Source organism: uncultured Zoogloea sp. (assembly GCF_937894855.1).
Classification (GTDB): Bacteria; Pseudomonadota; Gammaproteobacteria; order Burkholderiales; family Rhodocyclaceae; genus Zoogloea; species Zoogloea oryzae.
In genome coordinates, this window is record NZ_CALAYQ010000039.1 from 1 (window position 1) to 15,658 (window position 15,658).

Genomic DNA, 15,658 nt, shown 5'->3' on the forward strand with positions numbered 1-15,658 from the left:
CACAAAGACCTGAAAACGACCGGTTCCGCACATCAACACAATACAAGGTCGGGTTAGCCCGTAGGGCGTAACCCGACAACCGGTGATCGAATCACGTCACGTCAGTCGTGGAAATGCATGTCGGGTTACGCTGCGCTAACCCGACCTACAGGTGGGCGAGGGCCTCAGCGCTCGAAGGCGGTGGTGACGATGGCGGTGTAGGCGTCGGTGGTGAGGTAGGCCGGGGTGTAGGTCACGCCCTGCTGGGCCAGCGCCTGCACGAAGGCGCGCAGGTGGTTGCGCGAGCCCTTGAGGAGGTTGGCGTACACCTGCCGGATGTCCTGGTTGTCGATGGTGGGCAGGGCGTTTTCCAGGTCGAGGATGTCGATCTCCTCGATCGCGGCGCCTACCCGCAGGGCGTTGATCAGCGACGTGCTGCCCTGGGCGGTGAGGTCGTAGTAGAGCTGTTACAGCACCGGTGCGACGAACAGCCCTTCGCCCAGGTTGGCGGCGGGGTCCGGCAGGCTGTAGCGCACCAGCAGCAGCCGGACGGCTTCGGTGTGGGTGGCCTCGCTCTGGGCGATGTTGTTGAAGATCGGTGTCTGGCTGCCCCACAGGGTGTTGAGCCGGGCATACACGTCGTGGGCTAGCTTTTCTTCCTCGCGCATGTAAGTGAGCGAGGCGCTCTCGGCGGTGCTGAGGCTTTCGAGGGGCAGTGCCGCCAGCGTGGTGCCGAGGGCGCTGCTGACGAAGCTGGAGGTGCCGTCGGCATTGACGACGAAGGGGGCGCCCCCTTGCTGGGTGCTGCCACCGCTCCCGCCACAGGCGGCGAGGAGACAGGCGGCGAAGAGGGTCGAGGCGATCCTGAGGCGATGGGTTTTCATGGCGGTGGGCGGTGGGCGGTGGGCGGTGGGAAAAGGGAGCGGATCAGCGTCCGCCGCGCGGGCCCATGCCCTGCCCGCCGGCTCGGCGATTGGCGCCGCCACCCTGGGCAGGTGGGGTGTCGGGCAGCTGGACGCCGCGTTCGCGGGCGCGGGCCTGCATGGCGTCGTGGTGCTGCTGTCGGTAGGCGTTGCGCTCGGCCTCGGTGGCCTGGTTGCGCAGGGTGGCGCGGTGTTCGGCGCGCTCCTGCGGGGTCATGAGCTGGCTGCCGTAGGTGGTGTCGGCGGCGCCGACGGGGCCGGTCAGCACGAGGCAGCACAGGGCGGCAAGCGACAGGATGTGGCGCGATGTCATGGCGGTCTCCGGATTTGCGGGGAGGGACCGCCCGGAGACAGGCCGAGGGAGAGACGGTCATGCGACCGGGCGGCGGTGGACCGGCAGGCTGGCCGGTCACTTTCAATATAGCCTTGGTTTATTAGTGTTTTCTAATGTGCGTCGTTATGCCGCATGGCGGACGGCCCGACCCGCACGCCGGTGCGCCCGTAAGTCGGCCTTCAGTCCGACATGCGTCGGCTTGTGCGGCAGCGATGTCGGACTGAAGTCCGACCTACAGAAGACCTACGGGGGGCCGAGGAAGGCGGGGCGATGTTCGGCGAACTGGGCTGCCAGCCACTCGGCCACCGCTGCTACCCGTGGTTGCTGCTTTGCGTCCGGGTGGATCAGCAGCCACAACTCCCGGGTCACCACGGGGGCCGGGCCGCTCTGGCGGGTGAGGCCGGGGTGGGTGTCGGCGATGAAGCAGGGCAGCACGGCTTGCGCGATGCCGGCGGCCACCGCGCGGGTGAGGGCTTCCACGCCGTTGCTGCGCAGGCGTACCCGGCTGTCGGCCAGCCGGGGGGCGAGCCAGCGCATCTCGGGGGTGTGGGCGAGGTCTTCGTCGTAGCACACCCAGGAGTCGGGGGGCTCGCCCGCGGCGGAGGCATAGACCGCAAAGCCCACGTCGGCGAGCTTGCGGATCACGAAGTCGCCGGTCTCTGGCCTGGCCAGGCGGATGGCGATGTCGGCCTCGCGGCGGGCCACGTTGAGGTTGTCGTTGCTGCCCACCAGCGCCACGTCGAGCCCCGGGTGGCGGGCGTACAGATCGGGCAGGCGCGGCACCAGCCATTCGGCGATGATCGCCCCCACCGAGGTAATGCGCACGCTGCCGTGGATGCCGGGCCGGCCGGCGTCGGCGATGCGGGTGAGCCCGGCCACGTCTTCCTCGATGCGGGTGGCCCGCTCCAGCACCCGGGCGCCGGTGGCGGTGGGCTGCCAGCGGCCGTCGCTGCGCTCGAAGAGCGGCGTGCCGAGGGCGTCTTCGAGTGCCCGCAGGCGGCGGGCGACGGTGGTCTGGTCCACCTTCAGGCGGCGGGCGGCGCCGGCCAGGGTGCCTTCGCGGCCGATCACCACGAGAAAGCGCAGGTCGTCCCAGTTCATGGGCGGGGCTCCGGGTTGGGTGTTGCAATTTTGCAGGAGCGGCCGGCAATCGTGTGCATTTACGCAGGATGTCGCCCGGCCTAATCTGCATCCATCCCAACCCACACAAGGAGACACGTCATGACCGAAGCCTTCACCCTGCGCCAGCTGACCGGCAAACCCGCCACGCCGGCGCCCCTGTCCCAATCGGTGCTCATCATCGTCGATGCCCAGAACACCTATCTGGGTGGCCTGATGAAGCTCGACGGCATCGAGGCGGCGCTGGATGAATGCGCGACGCTGCTGGCTCGGGCGCGGGCCGTGGGTGCACCGGTGATCCACATCCAGCACGATGCCGGCCCGGGTTCGCCCTTCGACGTGAATGGCGAGAGCGGCGCCATCGCCAGCCAGGTGGCGCCGGTGGCGGGCGAGGGGCGCGTGGTGAAGCGCCACGCCAATGGCTTCATCGGCACCGATCTGGAGGCGCAGCTCACGGCGCTGGGCGACAAGCGTCAGCTGGTGATCTGCGGCTTCATGACCCACAACTGCGTCAATTCCACCGCCCGCGGCGCGGTGAATCTGGGCTGGCCGGTGTGCGTGCCGGCTGCGGCCACCGCGACCCGCGCGCTGCCGTCGCCGGACGGTGGCGTGGTGCCGGCGGCCGAGATCCAGCGCGGCAACCTGGCCGGGCTGTCGGATGCGTTCGCGCTGGTGGTGGCGAACGGCGCGGCGATTGCCGATGCCTGAGCAGGCTGACCGACTGCATCGGCAAGCCGAAGCGGGTGTTGATCGTTAAGACGCACTCGCGGCAAAGGGCGTTTCCCCGCGTACCGGGAAACGCCCTTTTGCCTATGAGCTAGCTGCTAATCGTCGTTCCACCTCCCTTTGGCCTTGATGGTGGCCCGCACGATCTTTCCGAACGCCCGATCCTTCTTGCGCTTCTCAGGGTGGGACATGCCGTGAAACTCGGATTCTCGCCTGAGCTTCTGGTAGCTCTGAAGGTGCGCAGGGTCCAGCGCCCCCTGGGCGATGGCAGCCTGAATGGCGCAGCCCGGCTCGCTGGTGTGGGTGCAGTTGGCGAAGCGACAGCCCGATGCATAGGCCTCGACATCGGCAAAACTGGCGTCGAGGCCTTCGCTGACATCGAGCATTCCCAGTTCGCGCATGCCCGGCATGTCGATCAACAGCCCGCCGTTTTCAAGCGCGATGAGCTGGCGCCGGGTGGTCGTATGCCGGCCTTCGCCGGAGTGACTCACCACGCCGGTCGCCAGATCGGATTTGCCGATCAGGCCATTGACGAGGGTCGTCTTGCCAACGCCGGACGAGCCGAGCAGGCAGTAGGTCTTTCCGGGCTGGATCAACTCGCGCACCGTTTCAACGCCCTGACCGCTGACGTTGCTGATGGGGATGACGCGGGCGACGATGCCGGCACGGCGAATGCTCGCCAGCAGGTCCTCCAGCGCCTCGGGGCTGATCAGGTCGGTCTTGGTGAGCAGGATGACCGGCTCGATATGCCCGTCGCGCGTCATGACGAGATAGCGTTCGAGTCGTCGCACGTTGAAATCAAAGTGGCACGACTGGACGATGAAGGCCACATCGATGTTCGCGGCGATCATCTGGAACTCAGCGTTGCCACCGGGGCGGCGGCGTTTCAGAAACGACGTGCGCGGCTGGATGTCGAGGATGCTCGCATGGGCGCCGGCGTCGTGATATGTCACGCGGACCCAGTCACCGACGCAGGGAAGCTCCACCGGGGAATCGGCGGAATGGACGACCCGGCCGGTGAGCCTTGCGGGCACCTCGCGCTCGTCACTCCTGACGATGTACTGGTCGCGATCGACGGCCGTGATCCTGGCGATGGCTTCGCCTGAATGAGACGTGGGGAATGAACTGGCGGGCGCGTGAGAATGCGCCTGCTTCGGTCTGGAAGTGGTCATGTTGGAAAACCATGGGTAGTAATCTGAACGAACAGAAACGGCAGGCCACCAGCGGGCGGCACGCCAAACGTTTTTGATCGCGATAACCTGAATGCGCCTGCCGGAGCAGGGATCGGGTTATCGGATTACTGCAAGCTCCAACATCCAAACCTCTAAAAGTGACGCGAGCCGGATCTGGCTGCGCAAAACGATGTTAGCCACGGGGGCTGGGTAAATCAAGAAACCTGAAATCCGGCTGGCCCCGGCCGATCAGGCCGTCGCTGCCGCCGTCCGGCGGCGGGCGAGATAGGTGGGGCCGAGCTGGGTGGCGAGGGATTCGGCGCGCATCCAGATTTCGGGGTGCGGGCGGAAGCTGTCGCGCAGCTGCTTCCACAGGGGCGAGGCCTTGTGGAGAAGTTCGTGGAGCAGGGTGTCGAGCAGATCCAGCGCGTCGTCGTCCGACAGGCGGGCGAGGTAGCGCGGGTTGAGGCGCAGGGTGTCGGAGTGCCAGCGGTACTGGCCGAGCACCCGGCCCGCCGGTGACAGGCGGCGGGTGCACAGGCGCCGGGGGATTCCCAGGTCAGGCAGGTGCTCGCGCACGAGTTCGAGGGCCAGGTCGATGTCGCGTTGGGTCATGACGGCGTGGCTCCGGCCCGATCAGACGCCCCAGGTGACCGGCACCTTGTCTTTCAGGGAGCGTTCGAGCAGTTCGAGGAGCGGCACCGCGCGCTGGAAGAAGCTCACTGCGCCGCCGGGCGTCTTGGGCTCGTCGTCCTTGTCGGCGTCGTCGGGCTGTTCGGCCTTCTTCGCCTTGTCGGCTTCGATGGCGGCCTTGAGGGTGGTGATGGCGGCGGGGAGCTGTTCGACGGTGAAGATGCCCTTCGGGTCGGCCGGGTCTTTTTCGAGCACGGAGAGCATTTCCTTGCCGTTCTTCTCGAACATGATCACGTCGCCGCTGGCGGGGGATTTGAAGATGATCAACATGACGGGCCTTCCTTGCAGTGGAATGGCGCCATTGTAGCGCCTGGGAAAACCCGGACGCGCATTGGTCGTGCCCGGTGCTATCGTTCTGCTCCGAAATTCCTCCAGACCACGATCGTGGAAAAAGGCAGAACCCTCGCCGGCATCGGCTTTGGCCTCGGTGCTTACGGCATCTGGGGTTTCTTTCCGCTGTTCTTCCGCCAGCTGGGCCACGTGAGCCCGGCCGACGTGCTGTGCAACCGCGCCCTGTGGGCGTGCCTGTTCGTGAGCCTGATCATCACCGCCAACCGGGGCTGGAGCCGGCTCGGCGCGGCGGCCCGGCATCCCGGCGCGGTGCCGCGGCTGGCGCTGGCGGCGCTGCTGGTGGGCTCCAACTGGCTGGGCTTTCTGTGGGCGGTGGACCAGCGCCTAGTGATCGCTGCGAGCCTGGGATATTTCCTCACGCCGCTGGTCAATGTGATGCTGGGCATGCTGGTGCTCAAGGAGCGCCTCAACCCCAAGGAGTGGCTGGCGGTGGGGTTGGCGGTGGCGGCGGTGGGCAACGAGTTTGCCGCGCTGGGCAGCCTGCCGTGGGTGTCGCTGTTCCTGGGCGGCACCTTCGGGCTGTACGGGCTGGTGCGAAAGCAGGTGCCGGTGGATGCGATCTCCGGCCTGTGGCTCGAGACCCTCACCATGCTGCCGCTGGTGGGGCTGTACGCCCTGTGGCAGGGCGCCCACGGGCATGGGGTGGTCACCGGCCACGACGGCACCACGCTGTTCCTGCTGGCGATGTCGGGGGTGCTGACGGCGCTGCCGCTGATGCTGTTTGCCGCGGCCACCCAGCGCCTCAACCTCGCCACCGTGGGCATGCTCATGTACATCAACCCGACGATGCAGCTGGTCACCGCCGTGTGGCTGTTCGGCGAGGATCTGCCGCCGGCGCGCCTCGCCACCTTTGCTCTGATCTGGATCGGGCTGGTGTTCTACAGCTGGAGCGGCTGGCAGAAGTATCGGGCGGCGGGTCAGGCGGCTTCGGACGCGGACGGCGGCAGCAGTCGGTAGTCGGGGTCGCCCCAGGCCTGGTAGGCGGCCCAGGTGGTGGCTTGCGGCGCGGTCCGGAAGGTCGCCTGCCGGGCGGCGGCCACAGCATCCTCGAAGCGCTGGCCTTCGGACAGGGCGGCGAAGAAGGTTTCGGAGAACTCGGCCGCGCCATCGTCATCCACCACCCAGCCGGGGGCCACCACCGCCTGCACCCCGGCCTTCAGGAGCGCCAGCACCATGTTTTCCGATGGGCTGTCGTCGCCCCCAGGTGCCGCGCGGCCCACGTGGCAGCCGTTGAGGAAGACCAGCTCCGGCATCGTGCGCATCTGCTTCAGTTCCAGCGCGGTGAGGAACACCCCGTCGCTGAGCACGAAGCCGCTTACCCGACGCCCGTCGGGCAGGAGGTGCCGATAGACCGCGTTGCCGCTGATGAGCAGGACGCGGTAATCCCGGCCAAACAGTCGGCTCATCACCGTTGAGGCACTCTCTTCGGTGCCCACGCTCACCTCCAGGCCGGCTGCGGTCAGCGATCGGGCCACCCCGGCCAGTTCCTGCTCCACACCCAGCAGGGTGGGCTGGCCGTCTTCGTGGATGGGGAAGGTGCCGACGATGAGCGGATTGCCGATCAGCAGCGCCCGGGCGCTGAGCGTGCGGCGTGGCTGCGGCATGCGCAGGCCATCCAGGCGACGCAGCACGTTGCGCGGGCCCAGGTGGGCAAAGGGGTCGTCCGGGTGATGGAAAATCAGCTCCCACGGCAGCGCGGCGGAGCCGGGGCCGAGGGTGAGGCGGTAGCGGGCGGGCGCGGTCAGGGCGATGAACTCCCGGGGTAGCAGCAGCTGGCGGAGCGCCTGCGCGGCGTCGGGGCGCAGATGGATGTCGACGAGGAGTTCGTCTACCAGCTTGTCCACCAACGTCTGCTGGAAGTGCACGGTGGCCTCGGTGCGCTTGCCGTCGATCAGCAGGATGAACTGTAGCCCGCCCTCGCCCCGTTGGCGGATGGTGAGCTCCCAGGTGGCGGTGGGGGCTGCCGCCGCTTCTTCCGATTCAGCCACCTCCTCCGCTTCAGCCCCTTCGGCAGGCGCGGCGCTCAGCGAGATGGCTTCGGCGATGCGCCGGGCGGTCTCGGTGATGGCGGCCGGGCGCTCGGCCTCGGACACGGTGGCCAGCCACCGGACGTAGCCACTGTCATCGGTGTTCGCCGCCCAGCTTTCGAGAAGTGTGGCGGGCTCCTTGATCGGATCGACGAGTACCGGGAACAGGCGCTTGCCCTGCTGCCTCGCCCGCTCGATCTCGGCGAGCGGATTGGGCCGGCCGGCGGTGAGGGTACCGGCCACGGCCACCAGCGCGTCGGCCTCGTCGAGCATGGCGGTGAGCCTCTCCTGCCAGTTGTCGCCAGCCTTGAGGTCCATGTCCCAGGCCACGTCGATGCCCTCGGCCTGCAGGGCCCGGGCGAGGGGGGCGGCGTACTGGCGGTACTCGTGGACGTAGGAGATGAACACCCGGGGCCTGGGTTGCGGTGGCACGGGATCTTCGGCGAGGGTTTCCGGCTCGGGCGCGGGCGGGCGACGCACGGGCGAGCGCAGGTTGGGGAGGGCGGCGTAGACGGGGCTGTCCACGGCAGGGTTGGCCATGGCTTCCTTGAGCCAGCGGGTGATTTCATTGATTAGTCTGTCCACCTCGTAGCTGTCCAGGTGGTTGCCTCCATGCTTGTAACGCAGGATGCGCAGCGAGGCGAGTTCCGGCGGGATGCGGTAGCCCTCTTCGGCGAGGAGCAGGGTGCGGCCCGGCCGCAGGCCGTGGCGCAGGCCGAGCTGGAGCAGCACGTCGGGCAGGCCGAGGGAGAGGTCGACGATGGCGAGAGGGGCGCGCAGGATAAGGTCGAGCGCGTCGCTGGGCAGGCCGGCGGAGGTGATGTCCGGTCGGGTACATTCGAAGCCGACGGCCGTCACCGCGGCGGCAATCACCGTGTAAGACTGGTCCAGATCAAGGCTGCGGCCGGTGACGGGGTCGGTCTTGAGGCCGAAGCCCTGGATCACCGGGCAGATGGAGGTGAGGTCGCCCGGCGCCGTAGCGTAGGGTGGCGTCTGGTCGGGCATCTCCCCGTCGGCTGCAAGTGACGGCGGGGCCGCCATGCTTGTCGGAGGCTCAGCTAACGCCCCGTGAATCGGATTGTGGCCGACAGGGGGCTGCGACGCCTCGGTGGCGTTGAGCTGCGTGCCCAGGGCGGCTTTGCCCCAGCTTTCCGGATTCTCCGAGGCTGAATACCGGATCACGCTGCCGAACAACGCTGGCGGCTGCCATGTGGACGCCTGCGCTTCTGCGATGAGCGACACCTTGTGCGCCCCCAGCGCGAAGCTGACGCCCGTCAGATAGCGCACCGCGACATCTCCGGTGCTCAGGTCGCAGATCACCACATCGGCGCTCAGGATGTGACGGAGCAGGTCGGGCCATTGTTCGTTGGCGTTGAAGACGAGGGCGAGGATGTCTGCGCGGAGGCAGTCAAGGCCGGCCTCGGCGGCCGTCTCGCGGATCACCCGATAGGCGGCATCCAGGTCCACAACGTGGCCGTTGTCGGGGTCGGTCCAGGTGCCCACGGGCTGGATCACCAGACACGTCCGCCGTGGTTTGCCGCTGGAGGCCAGATCGCCCGCCCTTGCCCCGGCGACCCGGTAATCCGCCAGCAGCGCCTCCGGTGCCTTCAGCACGATGTCGCCCACCCGGATCTCGTCGCTGCCCAGGGCGCCCAGCAGGCGTTCGGCTTCGGCGTCGTTGCCGCTGGCCAGAGCGTCGAGGCCGCGGGCGTAGGCGAGGAGCTCGGGCTGGCCGGCGAGGGGGAGTTCGATGGCGGCGGCGAGGCCGCCCAGGCGCAGGGCCACGGTGCTGCCGTCGGCGTGGGTCTGGCGCAGGGCGTCGGCGAAGGCGTGGGCGGCGCTGGCGGGTTCGAGGAAGGCCAGGGCGACCCAGCGCTGGATGTCGAGGAACTCGGCCAGCTGCGGGTCGGCGGCGCGGCTGGCCTGGTGCTCGCGGGCTTCCACGTAGCGCCACAGCAGCTCGGCGATGCGCCGGATGCGTGGGCGCGGGTCGTGGCGGTAGAGGGAGCGCAGCATCACCAGGCAGTGCCAGCGCACCGGGGCGTCGATGCGGTAATAGCCGCCGCCCAGGGCGGTGGCGAGGGGCGAGAACAGCACGTCGGCCTCGAGGCTGGGGTCGGGCCCGTGGGCGGCGAGGAAGTTCACCCGGATCAGGTTGAGGAGATCCGGCCGCAGGGTTTCGGGCACCGCGGCGTGCATCAGCAGCAGCAGCGGGTCGCGGCCGTAGTCGGCGGCGTATTGCTCCAGCGCCGCGTAGGCTTCGTGGACTTCCAGCGGGCGTTGGCCGAGGGCGGCGGGATAGGGCATGGCGGTCTATTTGTTGCCGCGCAGGATGTCGATGGCGCGCAGCAGGTGCGGCGCGTCCACCGGCAGCATGGGCACCGGGCCGGCGGCGATGAGGCCGGCGGTGGTGCCGGCCCAGCGCCGCCGGGGCATGGGGTTGAGCCACACGGCGGCGGGGAAGAGGCGCCGGGCTTCGTCGAGGAAATCGGCCGTCTGCAGGGCGCGGCGGCGGTTGAGGGCGCCCCGGGCGCTGCCGGCGTCGCTCACCACCAGCAGCGCGGCGCCGGCGTGGCGGCGCAGCACGGCGTCGCGGGCTTCGGGCTCGGTGAGGCCGGGCGTGGCGTAAAGCTGCCGGCGCGGCTGGTTGCTGAAGTAGCGCACCTCGGCCCGGGCCAGCCGGCCCAGGGGCAGGGATTCGGCAAGGGTGGCGAGGAAGGGGCGCCACGGGTCCATGCTGGGGCTGGCATCGGCGAGGATCAGTAGCCGGGCGCTGTTGCTGCGCCGGGGGCGGCACACCGGGCGGCACAGCAGGCCGCGGCGGCAGCGCTCGCGCAGGGTGGCGGCCAGGTCCATCTCGGTGCGCGGGCCGTGGCGGGTGCTGCGCCGGAAGCGGCGCCACAGCACGGCCATGTCCCGTGGGCTGATGAGGGGCTGGGGGGTGAGGACGTAGTCTTCGTCGATGGCGGGGGCGCTGGCGAGGCGCGGGATGGGCAGGCCGCTGCCTTCCCGGGCGGCCGCGAAGGAGACCCGGGCGCGCTCGGCCTGGGTGGCGGTGGCTTCGGGGGAGAGGCCGGTTGCAGGGGCGGGCGTGGTGCCGGCGCCAGGCTGGGCCGATGGCCGGGTGGCCGGGGCGGTGGGCGTTCCGGTGGGTTCGGGGGTGGTGGTGTCGAGGCGGTCGAGCTGGTCGTCGATGGTGGCGGCGAGGGCGTCGTCGGGTGCGGGCAGCACGTCGAACCAGCGGTTGATGAGGCGGCGCTCCTCGTCGCTGCGGCCCCACAGGGCGATGGCCAGATCGCGCAGGGCGGCGCGGCCATCCTGGCCGAAGCCCAGGCGCAGGGCCTCGATGCCGTCCAGGTAGTCGCGCACGCCCACCGGCACGCCGTTAGCCTTGAGCTCACGGAACAGCCCCAGCAGCAGGGGCGGCAGGGTGTGGGTCACCGCCCGGCCTCGTCGTCGGTGCGGGCGCGGTAGCGTTCGATGTCCTGGCGGATCTTGAACAGCACGGCCTGATCCACCGCGTCGAGGGCGTCCACCGACACGGCCTCGGCCTTGCGGCCCTGCCAGTGGAGCACGCGCACCCAGTCGACGAGCTCGGAGGTGGCGGGGAGCTTCTGCATGCCCAGCTCGCGGCCGCGCTCGCGGATGCGGCACAGGCGCTCGACGGCGCCGGTGATGAGTTCGTCGCTGATGGCCTCGGCCCGGGCGTCGAGGTTCTTGCGGACGATCTCGGCGAGCATGGCCGGATCATTGGCGGGGAAATCCAGCTGTACGTACAGGCAGCGGCGCAGGAAGGGCTCGGGGAGCTGCTTTTCGCGGTTGCTGGTGATGAGCACGATGGGCCGCACGCCGCCCTCGGGGCCGGCCACGTGGCGGCCGTGGCCGCGGGCCGCGCGGCAGGCGTCGTCCTCGGTGCGAGGCAGGTCTTCGATGTCGAACACGAAGCGGTCGAGCACGTCGAGGAGATCGTTGGGGAAATCGATGTCGGCCTTGTCCACCTCGTCGATGAGCACCACCTGGGGCTTGCCTTCGCGGATGGCGTGGCCGAGGGGCTCCAGCTCGATGTAGGGGAAGACCTGGCGGGCGCTGGTGTTGGCCGGGTCCTGGGCGTCCTGCAGGCGGCGCAGGGCGTCGAAGCGGTAGAGCAGATCCTTGGCCTGGCTGGTGCTCTTGACGGTCATCACCGTGAGCCCGACGCCCAGCTCTTCGGCGATGGCGCTGGCGAGGCAGGTCTTGCCGCAGCCGGCTTCGCCTTCGACCAGCAGCGGCCGGCCCAGGCGGATGGCCAGGTTGACGATGGTGGCGGTGTGGGGCGCGGCCACGTAGTGGGCGGAACGCTTGCCGGTGAAGTCGGCGTAGGCGGGGGGTTCGGGCACGGTGATGGTCCTCAGCGGGCGCGGCTCCAGAAGCCGTGCAGGTTCAGGCGGTTATAGACGTCGGGCGGGTTGCCGTCGGGGGTGGTGGCGTAGGTGGCGATTGCGTCGCGCTCGTCTTCGTCCAGGCGGACCCCGGCGCTCTTGCGGATGTCGCTGAGCCAGTTGCGCACCTGGCCGGCCGTCAGGCGGGTGAGGGGCGGAAGGGCGAGGATCTGGCGGTAGTCCACGTCGTCGGCGTCCAGATCGAGGGTGCGGAAGCCGGCGGGCGGCGGGTCGGCGAGGGGGGCGTGGTCGGCCATGAAGCAGTACAGCCGGCCCCGTCCGCCGGGCTGGCGGGTGGCCAGGGCGGTGTGCAGGGGCTGCCAGAAGCGCTGCTGGAACAGGGCCAGGCGGTTGGCCTCGCGTCCGGCGGTGCGCAGGATGAGCACCACCGAGCGGCTGGCCAGCCGGGTCGCCAGCAGGCCGGCCAGGGCGTCGATGGTCGGCACGCCCAGCAGGGGTTCGCCCAGCTGGCTGCAGGTCCAGCAGATGAGGGATTCGGCGCTGTCGGGTTCGTCGGCCTGGCCGCAGCGGATGTCCATGCCTTCCCACTCGTCGTGCCATTCGCGCAGAAACTCGATGAACTCCAGCTGGCCGTGGTTCTCGGGGCCGTGGATGAGGAAGGCGGCGGCCCGCTCGCCGCGGCGGTCGCGCAGGGCGTTGAGCGCGTCCTGGAGGGCGGCGATCTGAGGCTTGCGGCCGATCCGCCCGAGTTCTCCTCGGTCGATGTCGCCCGAAGCCTGGTAGCGCCCGTGACGGGCCTTGCGCAGAACCTTGAGATCCCAGTTGGTGATGCAGAAGGCGGCGCGGGCCTCCAGTTGCCGCTGGTCGTCGTAGAAAACCTGGATGCGCCCGTTGGAGGCCCATTGGTCAACGCTGGCGAGAAAGGCGCGCTGAGCCGCCCGGTCGGCCTCGGCATCGGCGGGGGGCTGCTTGTCGTGGAAGCGGGCGGCCTGCTCGCGCAGGTGCTGCTCGGCCTCGGTGCCGGGCCGCGGGCGGAGCACGAAGATCGGCGCCTCGCCCTCGCGCCAGCGGTCCACCGCCCAGCGGAACTCCAGCTCGGTGATGGAGCTGCGCTGCAGCGGCGGCGTCCAGCCGTAGCGGAAGCCGAACAGCCCCATGTAGGCGTCGCACTTGTCCACCTTTTGCTTGCACACCGGCTCGACGAAGTTGCCGCCTTCGGCCCAGTTCTCCTGAAGGAAGACCTTGGCGTGCTCGATGTTGTCGTGGATGAAATCCCGCACGGCTTCCCGGTACGTCCGGCAGTCCTGGGCGGTGGCGCTCAGGAAGATCTGCCGGATTTCCGGGATGTCGGCTTCGTGGGGCATGGCGCGATGGGCGGTGGAGGTGGTTTGTCGTCGCCCTCAAGAATATGCCAGCCCGCGCGCCAGCGCACGGGGCTATATCATCCACCCATCCCTACTCCCGGACAGCGGCACCATGCGCATCGGCATCGACCTCGGCGGCACCAAGATCGAAATCATCGCCCTCGGCGACGGCGGCGAGGTGCTCGCCCGGCGGCGGGTGGCGACGCCCCAGGGCGACTATCCGGCGACCCTCGCGGCGGTGGCCGGGCTGGTGGCGGCGGTCGAGGGCGAACTGGGCCAGCGCGGCAGCGTGGGCGTGGGCATGCCGGGGGCGCTGTCGCGGCGCACCGGGCTGGTCAAGAACGCCAACTCCACCTGCCTGATCGGCAAGCCGCTGCAGGGCGACCTGGAAAACCTGCTGGACCGGCCGGTGCGACTCGCCAACGACGCCAACTGCTTTGCTCTCTCCGAGGCGGCGGACGGTGCGGCGGCGGGGGCGGACGTGGTGTTCGGAGTCATCATCGGCACCGGCGTGGGCGGCGGCATCGTGGTGGGCGGGCGGGTGCTGGAAGGCCCCAACGCCATCGCCGGCGAGTGGGGCCACAACCCGCTGCCCCTGCCGGCGGGGGCCGATCTGCCGCTGCCGGCCTGTTACTGCGGCCGCGCGGGTTGTGTGGAAACCTACCTTTCCGGCCCCGGTCTGGCGGCGGATCATCTGCGCATGGCGGGGGCGGCGCTGTCGCCCGCCGAGATCGTCGCCGCTGCGGTGGCGGGTGACGCGGTGTGTTCGGCGACCCTGGCGCGCTACGCCGACCGCCTTGCTCGGGCGTTGGCGGGGGTCATCAACCTGCTCGACCCCGACGTGATCGTGCTCGGCGGCGGGCTTTCGAACATTGATGCACTTTATGACGAAGTGCCCAGTCGCTGGCTGCCCCACGTGTTTTCGGATGCGGTGTCGACCCGTCTGGTGCGGGCGGCGCATGGCGATTCTTCCGGCGTGAGAGGCGCGGCCTGGCTCTGGCCGGCTTGACAGGCGGGCGATCGGGCGCACAATGGGGGACGTTTGATTTTGTGGCCAAATATTTCAGCGAGATGAATGCGCCGATAAGAGCAGTTTATGTCGGAACCCTCCGCGCCCTGCCCCCCGAAGGGCAGCAGACCGGCATCTTCAAGTCGCCGGTGGACGGCCCGGTTGCGGTTGGCACGAGCGGCCTCGCCGGTGACATGCAGGGCGACCGCCGCGTCCATGGCGGCCCCGAGAAGGCGGTGCATTACTACCCGGCCGAGCACTACCCCCTGCTGGCGGCGCGGGTGCCGGCCATCACGGCGAGCCTCGTGCCCGGCATGCTGGGCGAGAATCTCTCGGGGATTGGCCTTACCGAGGCGACGGTGTGCATCGGTGACATCTACGCCGCCGGCACCTGCCGCCTGCAGGTGAGCCAGCCGCGCCAGCCATGCTGGAAGATCAGCCACCGCCTCGAACACGACCCGATGTCGCGGCTGATCGCCGACCTGGGCTGCACCGGCTGGTATTTCCGGGTGGTGCAGGAAGGCACGATCCGCGCCGGCGATGTGCTCGAACTGGTCGAGCGTCCGGCCCCCGGCCTGACCCTCGCCCGCCTGTGGGCGGCCCACACCGCCCATCGCCCCGACGCCGCCGAGCTCACCCGCCTGTCCGAGGCGGCGGGGCTCAATGCCGACTGGGCCCGCCGGCTGCGCGAGCGCGCGGCTTGGCTGCTTGACTCTCCCGGCCGCTAGGCTACAACAGGAATTCGGCCCGCCCGACTGCTCACGAGATCCCGATCATGCTGCCAATGCCCACTTTGCCGATTTCCCCCGCCGCCTGTTCGCTACCCGTCGCCGAGCTGTTCGGGCGCGTGTGGCTGGCCCAGGTCGATCTGGCCCAGCGCATGCAGTTCCTGGCGTTCCGCCTGTCCATCGGGCTGCTCGAGAGCCACGCACGCAAGCATATCCAGCAGGTGGACGAGACCTTCTACGCGGCTGATCTGGCGGAGGTCGAGGAGCGTACCGCGTTGCTGATGGAAGCCGGCACCGAGGGCGTGGTGACGATCATGCGCACCTACATCGAGGAGCTCACCCAGGCGCAGGTCTGCTGTGTGGCGGCGAGCTTCCGCCCGGTCATGCAGGAGGAGGCGGCGGCGCAGCTGCTGGCCTTCACGCCGCCCACGCACGTGCCGGCGGCTGGCCGTGTGCGGCGCCGGGCGCGCGTCAGCGCAGGGGGATGACCACCGGCGGCAGGCCGATGGTAATGGCGGGCGCGCTCGGGTAGGCATAGACGGGCGCGGGCCGATAGACGACCGGCCGTTCGATGACCATCGGCGGCGGCGCCATATAGACCGGCGCCGGCGCATAGGCGTAGCCGCCCCGGTAATCGTGGTGATGACGCGGGTGATGGTGGTGGCGTTCGCCCCAACCCCGGCCCCGGTCGCCATGGGCGCTGGCGGGTAGCGCCATGCCGAAGGCCAGGCTACCGAGCACGGCGGCGGCGATCATCTGACGGGTGTTGCGCATCTGGCTTCTCCTCGGGTCCCGGGCGAGTTACCCGGCTGAGCCAAGAATAGCCGGCGCGGGGCGGCGCCCCGGCGGGGATT

General features: G+C 69.6%; 15 protein-coding genes and 1 pseudogene. 5 read left to right on the forward strand and 11 right to left on the reverse strand.

Translation table 11 applies throughout. The annotated features are described in order from the left end of the window. Positions 1–164: 164 nt before the first annotated feature. From Q0672_RS05560 to Q0672_RS05570, 3 genes and pseudogenes are all read right to left on the reverse strand, one after another. Positions 165–863: pseudogene (locus tag Q0672_RS05560) on the reverse strand (DUF2202 domain-containing protein). Positions 864–906: 43 nt separating this feature from the next. Beyond that, positions 907–1,215: a hypothetical protein gene (locus Q0672_RS05565; protein ID WP_153160821.1), complete on the reverse strand. Its 309-nt coding sequence runs from the start codon at positions 1,213–1,215 to the stop codon at positions 907–909. A gap of 264 nt (positions 1,216–1,479) precedes the next feature. Then, a complete protein-coding gene (locus Q0672_RS05570) occupies positions 1,480–2,337 on the reverse strand; it encodes a LysR family transcriptional regulator (RefSeq protein WP_298620579.1) in 858 nt (285 codons plus the stop codon). A gap of 120 nt (positions 2,338–2,457) precedes the next feature. Between Q0672_RS05570 and Q0672_RS05575 the strand changes: the two genes are divergently transcribed. Beyond that, positions 2,458–3,063 (forward strand): cysteine hydrolase family protein, encoded by a 606-nt coding sequence (locus Q0672_RS05575; RefSeq protein ID WP_298620581.1) that lies wholly within the window; start codon positions 2,458–2,460, stop codon positions 3,061–3,063. Between the two features lie 116 nt (positions 3,064–3,179). Here Q0672_RS05575 and rsgA read toward each other — a convergent pair whose 3' ends face one another. The 3 genes from rsgA to Q0672_RS05590 all read right to left on the reverse strand — a co-directional run bounded on the left by rsgA (position 3,180) and on the right by Q0672_RS05590 (position 5,216). Then, a complete protein-coding gene (gene rsgA, locus Q0672_RS05580; protein WP_298620583.1) occupies positions 3,180–4,253 on the reverse strand; it encodes a ribosome small subunit-dependent GTPase A in 1,074 nt (357 codons plus the stop codon). 249 nt (positions 4,254–4,502) lie between these two features. After that, a complete protein-coding gene (locus tag Q0672_RS05585) occupies positions 4,503–4,868 on the reverse strand; it encodes a hypothetical protein (RefSeq protein WP_298620585.1) in 366 nt (121 codons plus the stop codon). Positions 4,869–4,889: 21 nt separating this feature from the next. Beyond that, positions 4,890–5,216: a DUF1840 domain-containing protein gene (locus tag Q0672_RS05590; protein ID WP_298620587.1), complete on the reverse strand. Its 327-nt coding sequence runs from the start codon at positions 5,214–5,216 to the stop codon at positions 4,890–4,892. 114 nt (positions 5,217–5,330) lie between these two features. Here Q0672_RS05590 and rarD point away from each other — a divergent pair, with 114 nt between their 5' ends. Beyond that, the gene (rarD, locus tag Q0672_RS05595; protein WP_298620589.1) at positions 5,331–6,254 is read left to right on the forward strand and encodes an EamA family transporter RarD; all 924 of its coding nucleotides are present in this window, start codon (positions 5,331–5,333) and stop codon (positions 6,252–6,254) included. On the opposite strand, the gene Q0672_RS05600 is transcribed toward rarD, so the two are convergent. Genes Q0672_RS05600 through Q0672_RS05615 form a run of 4 tightly spaced genes read right to left on the reverse strand, consistent with a single transcriptional unit; the run spans position 6,215 to position 13,067 of the window. Beyond that, positions 6,215–9,631 (reverse strand): CHAT domain-containing protein, encoded by a 3,417-nt coding sequence (locus tag Q0672_RS05600; protein ID WP_298620591.1) that lies wholly within the window; start codon positions 9,629–9,631, stop codon positions 6,215–6,217. The two genes, rarD and Q0672_RS05600, sit on opposite strands and share 40 nt — an antisense overlap. 6 nt (positions 9,632–9,637) lie before the next feature. Beyond that, the gene (locus tag Q0672_RS05605; RefSeq protein ID WP_298620593.1) at positions 9,638–10,765 is read right to left on the reverse strand and encodes a VWA domain-containing protein; all 1,128 of its coding nucleotides are present in this window, start codon (positions 10,763–10,765) and stop codon (positions 9,638–9,640) included. Continuing rightward, positions 10,762–11,700, reverse strand: a complete 939-nt coding sequence (locus tag Q0672_RS05610; protein ID WP_298620595.1) for a MoxR family ATPase — start codon at positions 11,698–11,700, stop codon at positions 10,762–10,764. Before Q0672_RS05610 ends, Q0672_RS05605 begins: the two co-directional genes overlap by 4 nt. Before the next feature lie 11 nt (positions 11,701–11,711). Further along, positions 11,712–13,067: a DUF4062 domain-containing protein gene (locus Q0672_RS05615; RefSeq protein WP_298620597.1), complete on the reverse strand. Its 1,356-nt coding sequence runs from the start codon at positions 13,065–13,067 to the stop codon at positions 11,712–11,714. Between the two features lie 112 nt (positions 13,068–13,179). Here Q0672_RS05615 and Q0672_RS05620 point away from each other — a divergent pair, with 112 nt between their 5' ends. From Q0672_RS05620 to Q0672_RS05630, 3 genes are read left to right on the forward strand one after another with little or no spacing between them, the layout of a single operon-like run. Then, complete coding sequence (locus tag Q0672_RS05620; RefSeq protein ID WP_298620599.1) at positions 13,180–14,076, forward strand: ROK family protein; 897 nt, start codon at positions 13,180–13,182, stop codon at positions 14,074–14,076. 41 nt (positions 14,077–14,117) lie between these two features. Next, positions 14,118–14,804, forward strand: a complete 687-nt coding sequence (locus tag Q0672_RS05625; RefSeq protein WP_367179936.1) for an MOSC domain-containing protein — start codon at positions 14,118–14,120, stop codon at positions 14,802–14,804. Between the two features lie 47 nt (positions 14,805–14,851). Continuing rightward, entirely contained in the window at positions 14,852–15,292 is a 441-nt protein-coding gene (locus tag Q0672_RS05630) for a hypothetical protein (protein WP_298620605.1), read from the forward strand. Here the strand turns inward: Q0672_RS05630 and Q0672_RS05635 are convergent. After that, positions 15,276–15,578, reverse strand: a complete 303-nt coding sequence (locus tag Q0672_RS05635; protein ID WP_298620607.1) for a hypothetical protein — start codon at positions 15,576–15,578, stop codon at positions 15,276–15,278. The genes Q0672_RS05630 and Q0672_RS05635 overlap by 17 nt on opposite strands. Between the last annotated feature and the right edge of the window lie 80 nt (positions 15,579–15,658).

Coding starts and splice junctions, on each gene's coding strand:
- Q0672_RS05575 (WP_298620581.1), top strand. CDS start 2,458: ATGACCGAAGCCTTCACCCTGCGCCAGCTGACCGGCAAACCCGCCACG.
- rsgA (WP_298620583.1), bottom strand. CDS start 4,253: ATGACCACTTCCAGACCGAAGCAGGCGCATTCTCACGCGCCCGCCAGT.
- Q0672_RS05620 (WP_298620599.1), top strand. CDS start 13,180: ATGCGCATCGGCATCGACCTCGGCGGCACCAAGATCGAAATCATCGCC.
- Q0672_RS05585 (WP_298620585.1), bottom strand. CDS start 4,868: ATGACCCAACGCGACATCGACCTGGCCCTCGAACTCGTGCGCGAGCAC.
- Q0672_RS05570 (WP_298620579.1), bottom strand. CDS start 2,337: ATGAACTGGGACGACCTGCGCTTTCTCGTGGTGATCGGCCGCGAAGGC.
- Q0672_RS05590 (WP_298620587.1), bottom strand. CDS start 5,216: ATGTTGATCATCTTCAAATCCCCCGCCAGCGGCGACGTGATCATGTTC.
- Q0672_RS05565 (WP_153160821.1), bottom strand. CDS start 1,215: ATGACATCGCGCCACATCCTGTCGCTTGCCGCCCTGTGCTGCCTCGTG.
- Q0672_RS05615 (WP_298620597.1), bottom strand. CDS start 13,067: ATGCCCCACGAAGCCGACATCCCGGAAATCCGGCAGATCTTCCTGAGC.
- Q0672_RS05600 (WP_298620591.1), bottom strand. CDS start 9,631: ATGCCCTATCCCGCCGCCCTCGGCCAACGCCCGCTGGAAGTCCACGAA.
- Q0672_RS05635 (WP_298620607.1), bottom strand. CDS start 15,578: ATGCGCAACACCCGTCAGATGATCGCCGCCGCCGTGCTCGGTAGCCTG.
- Q0672_RS05630 (WP_298620605.1), top strand. CDS start 14,852: ATGCTGCCAATGCCCACTTTGCCGATTTCCCCCGCCGCCTGTTCGCTA.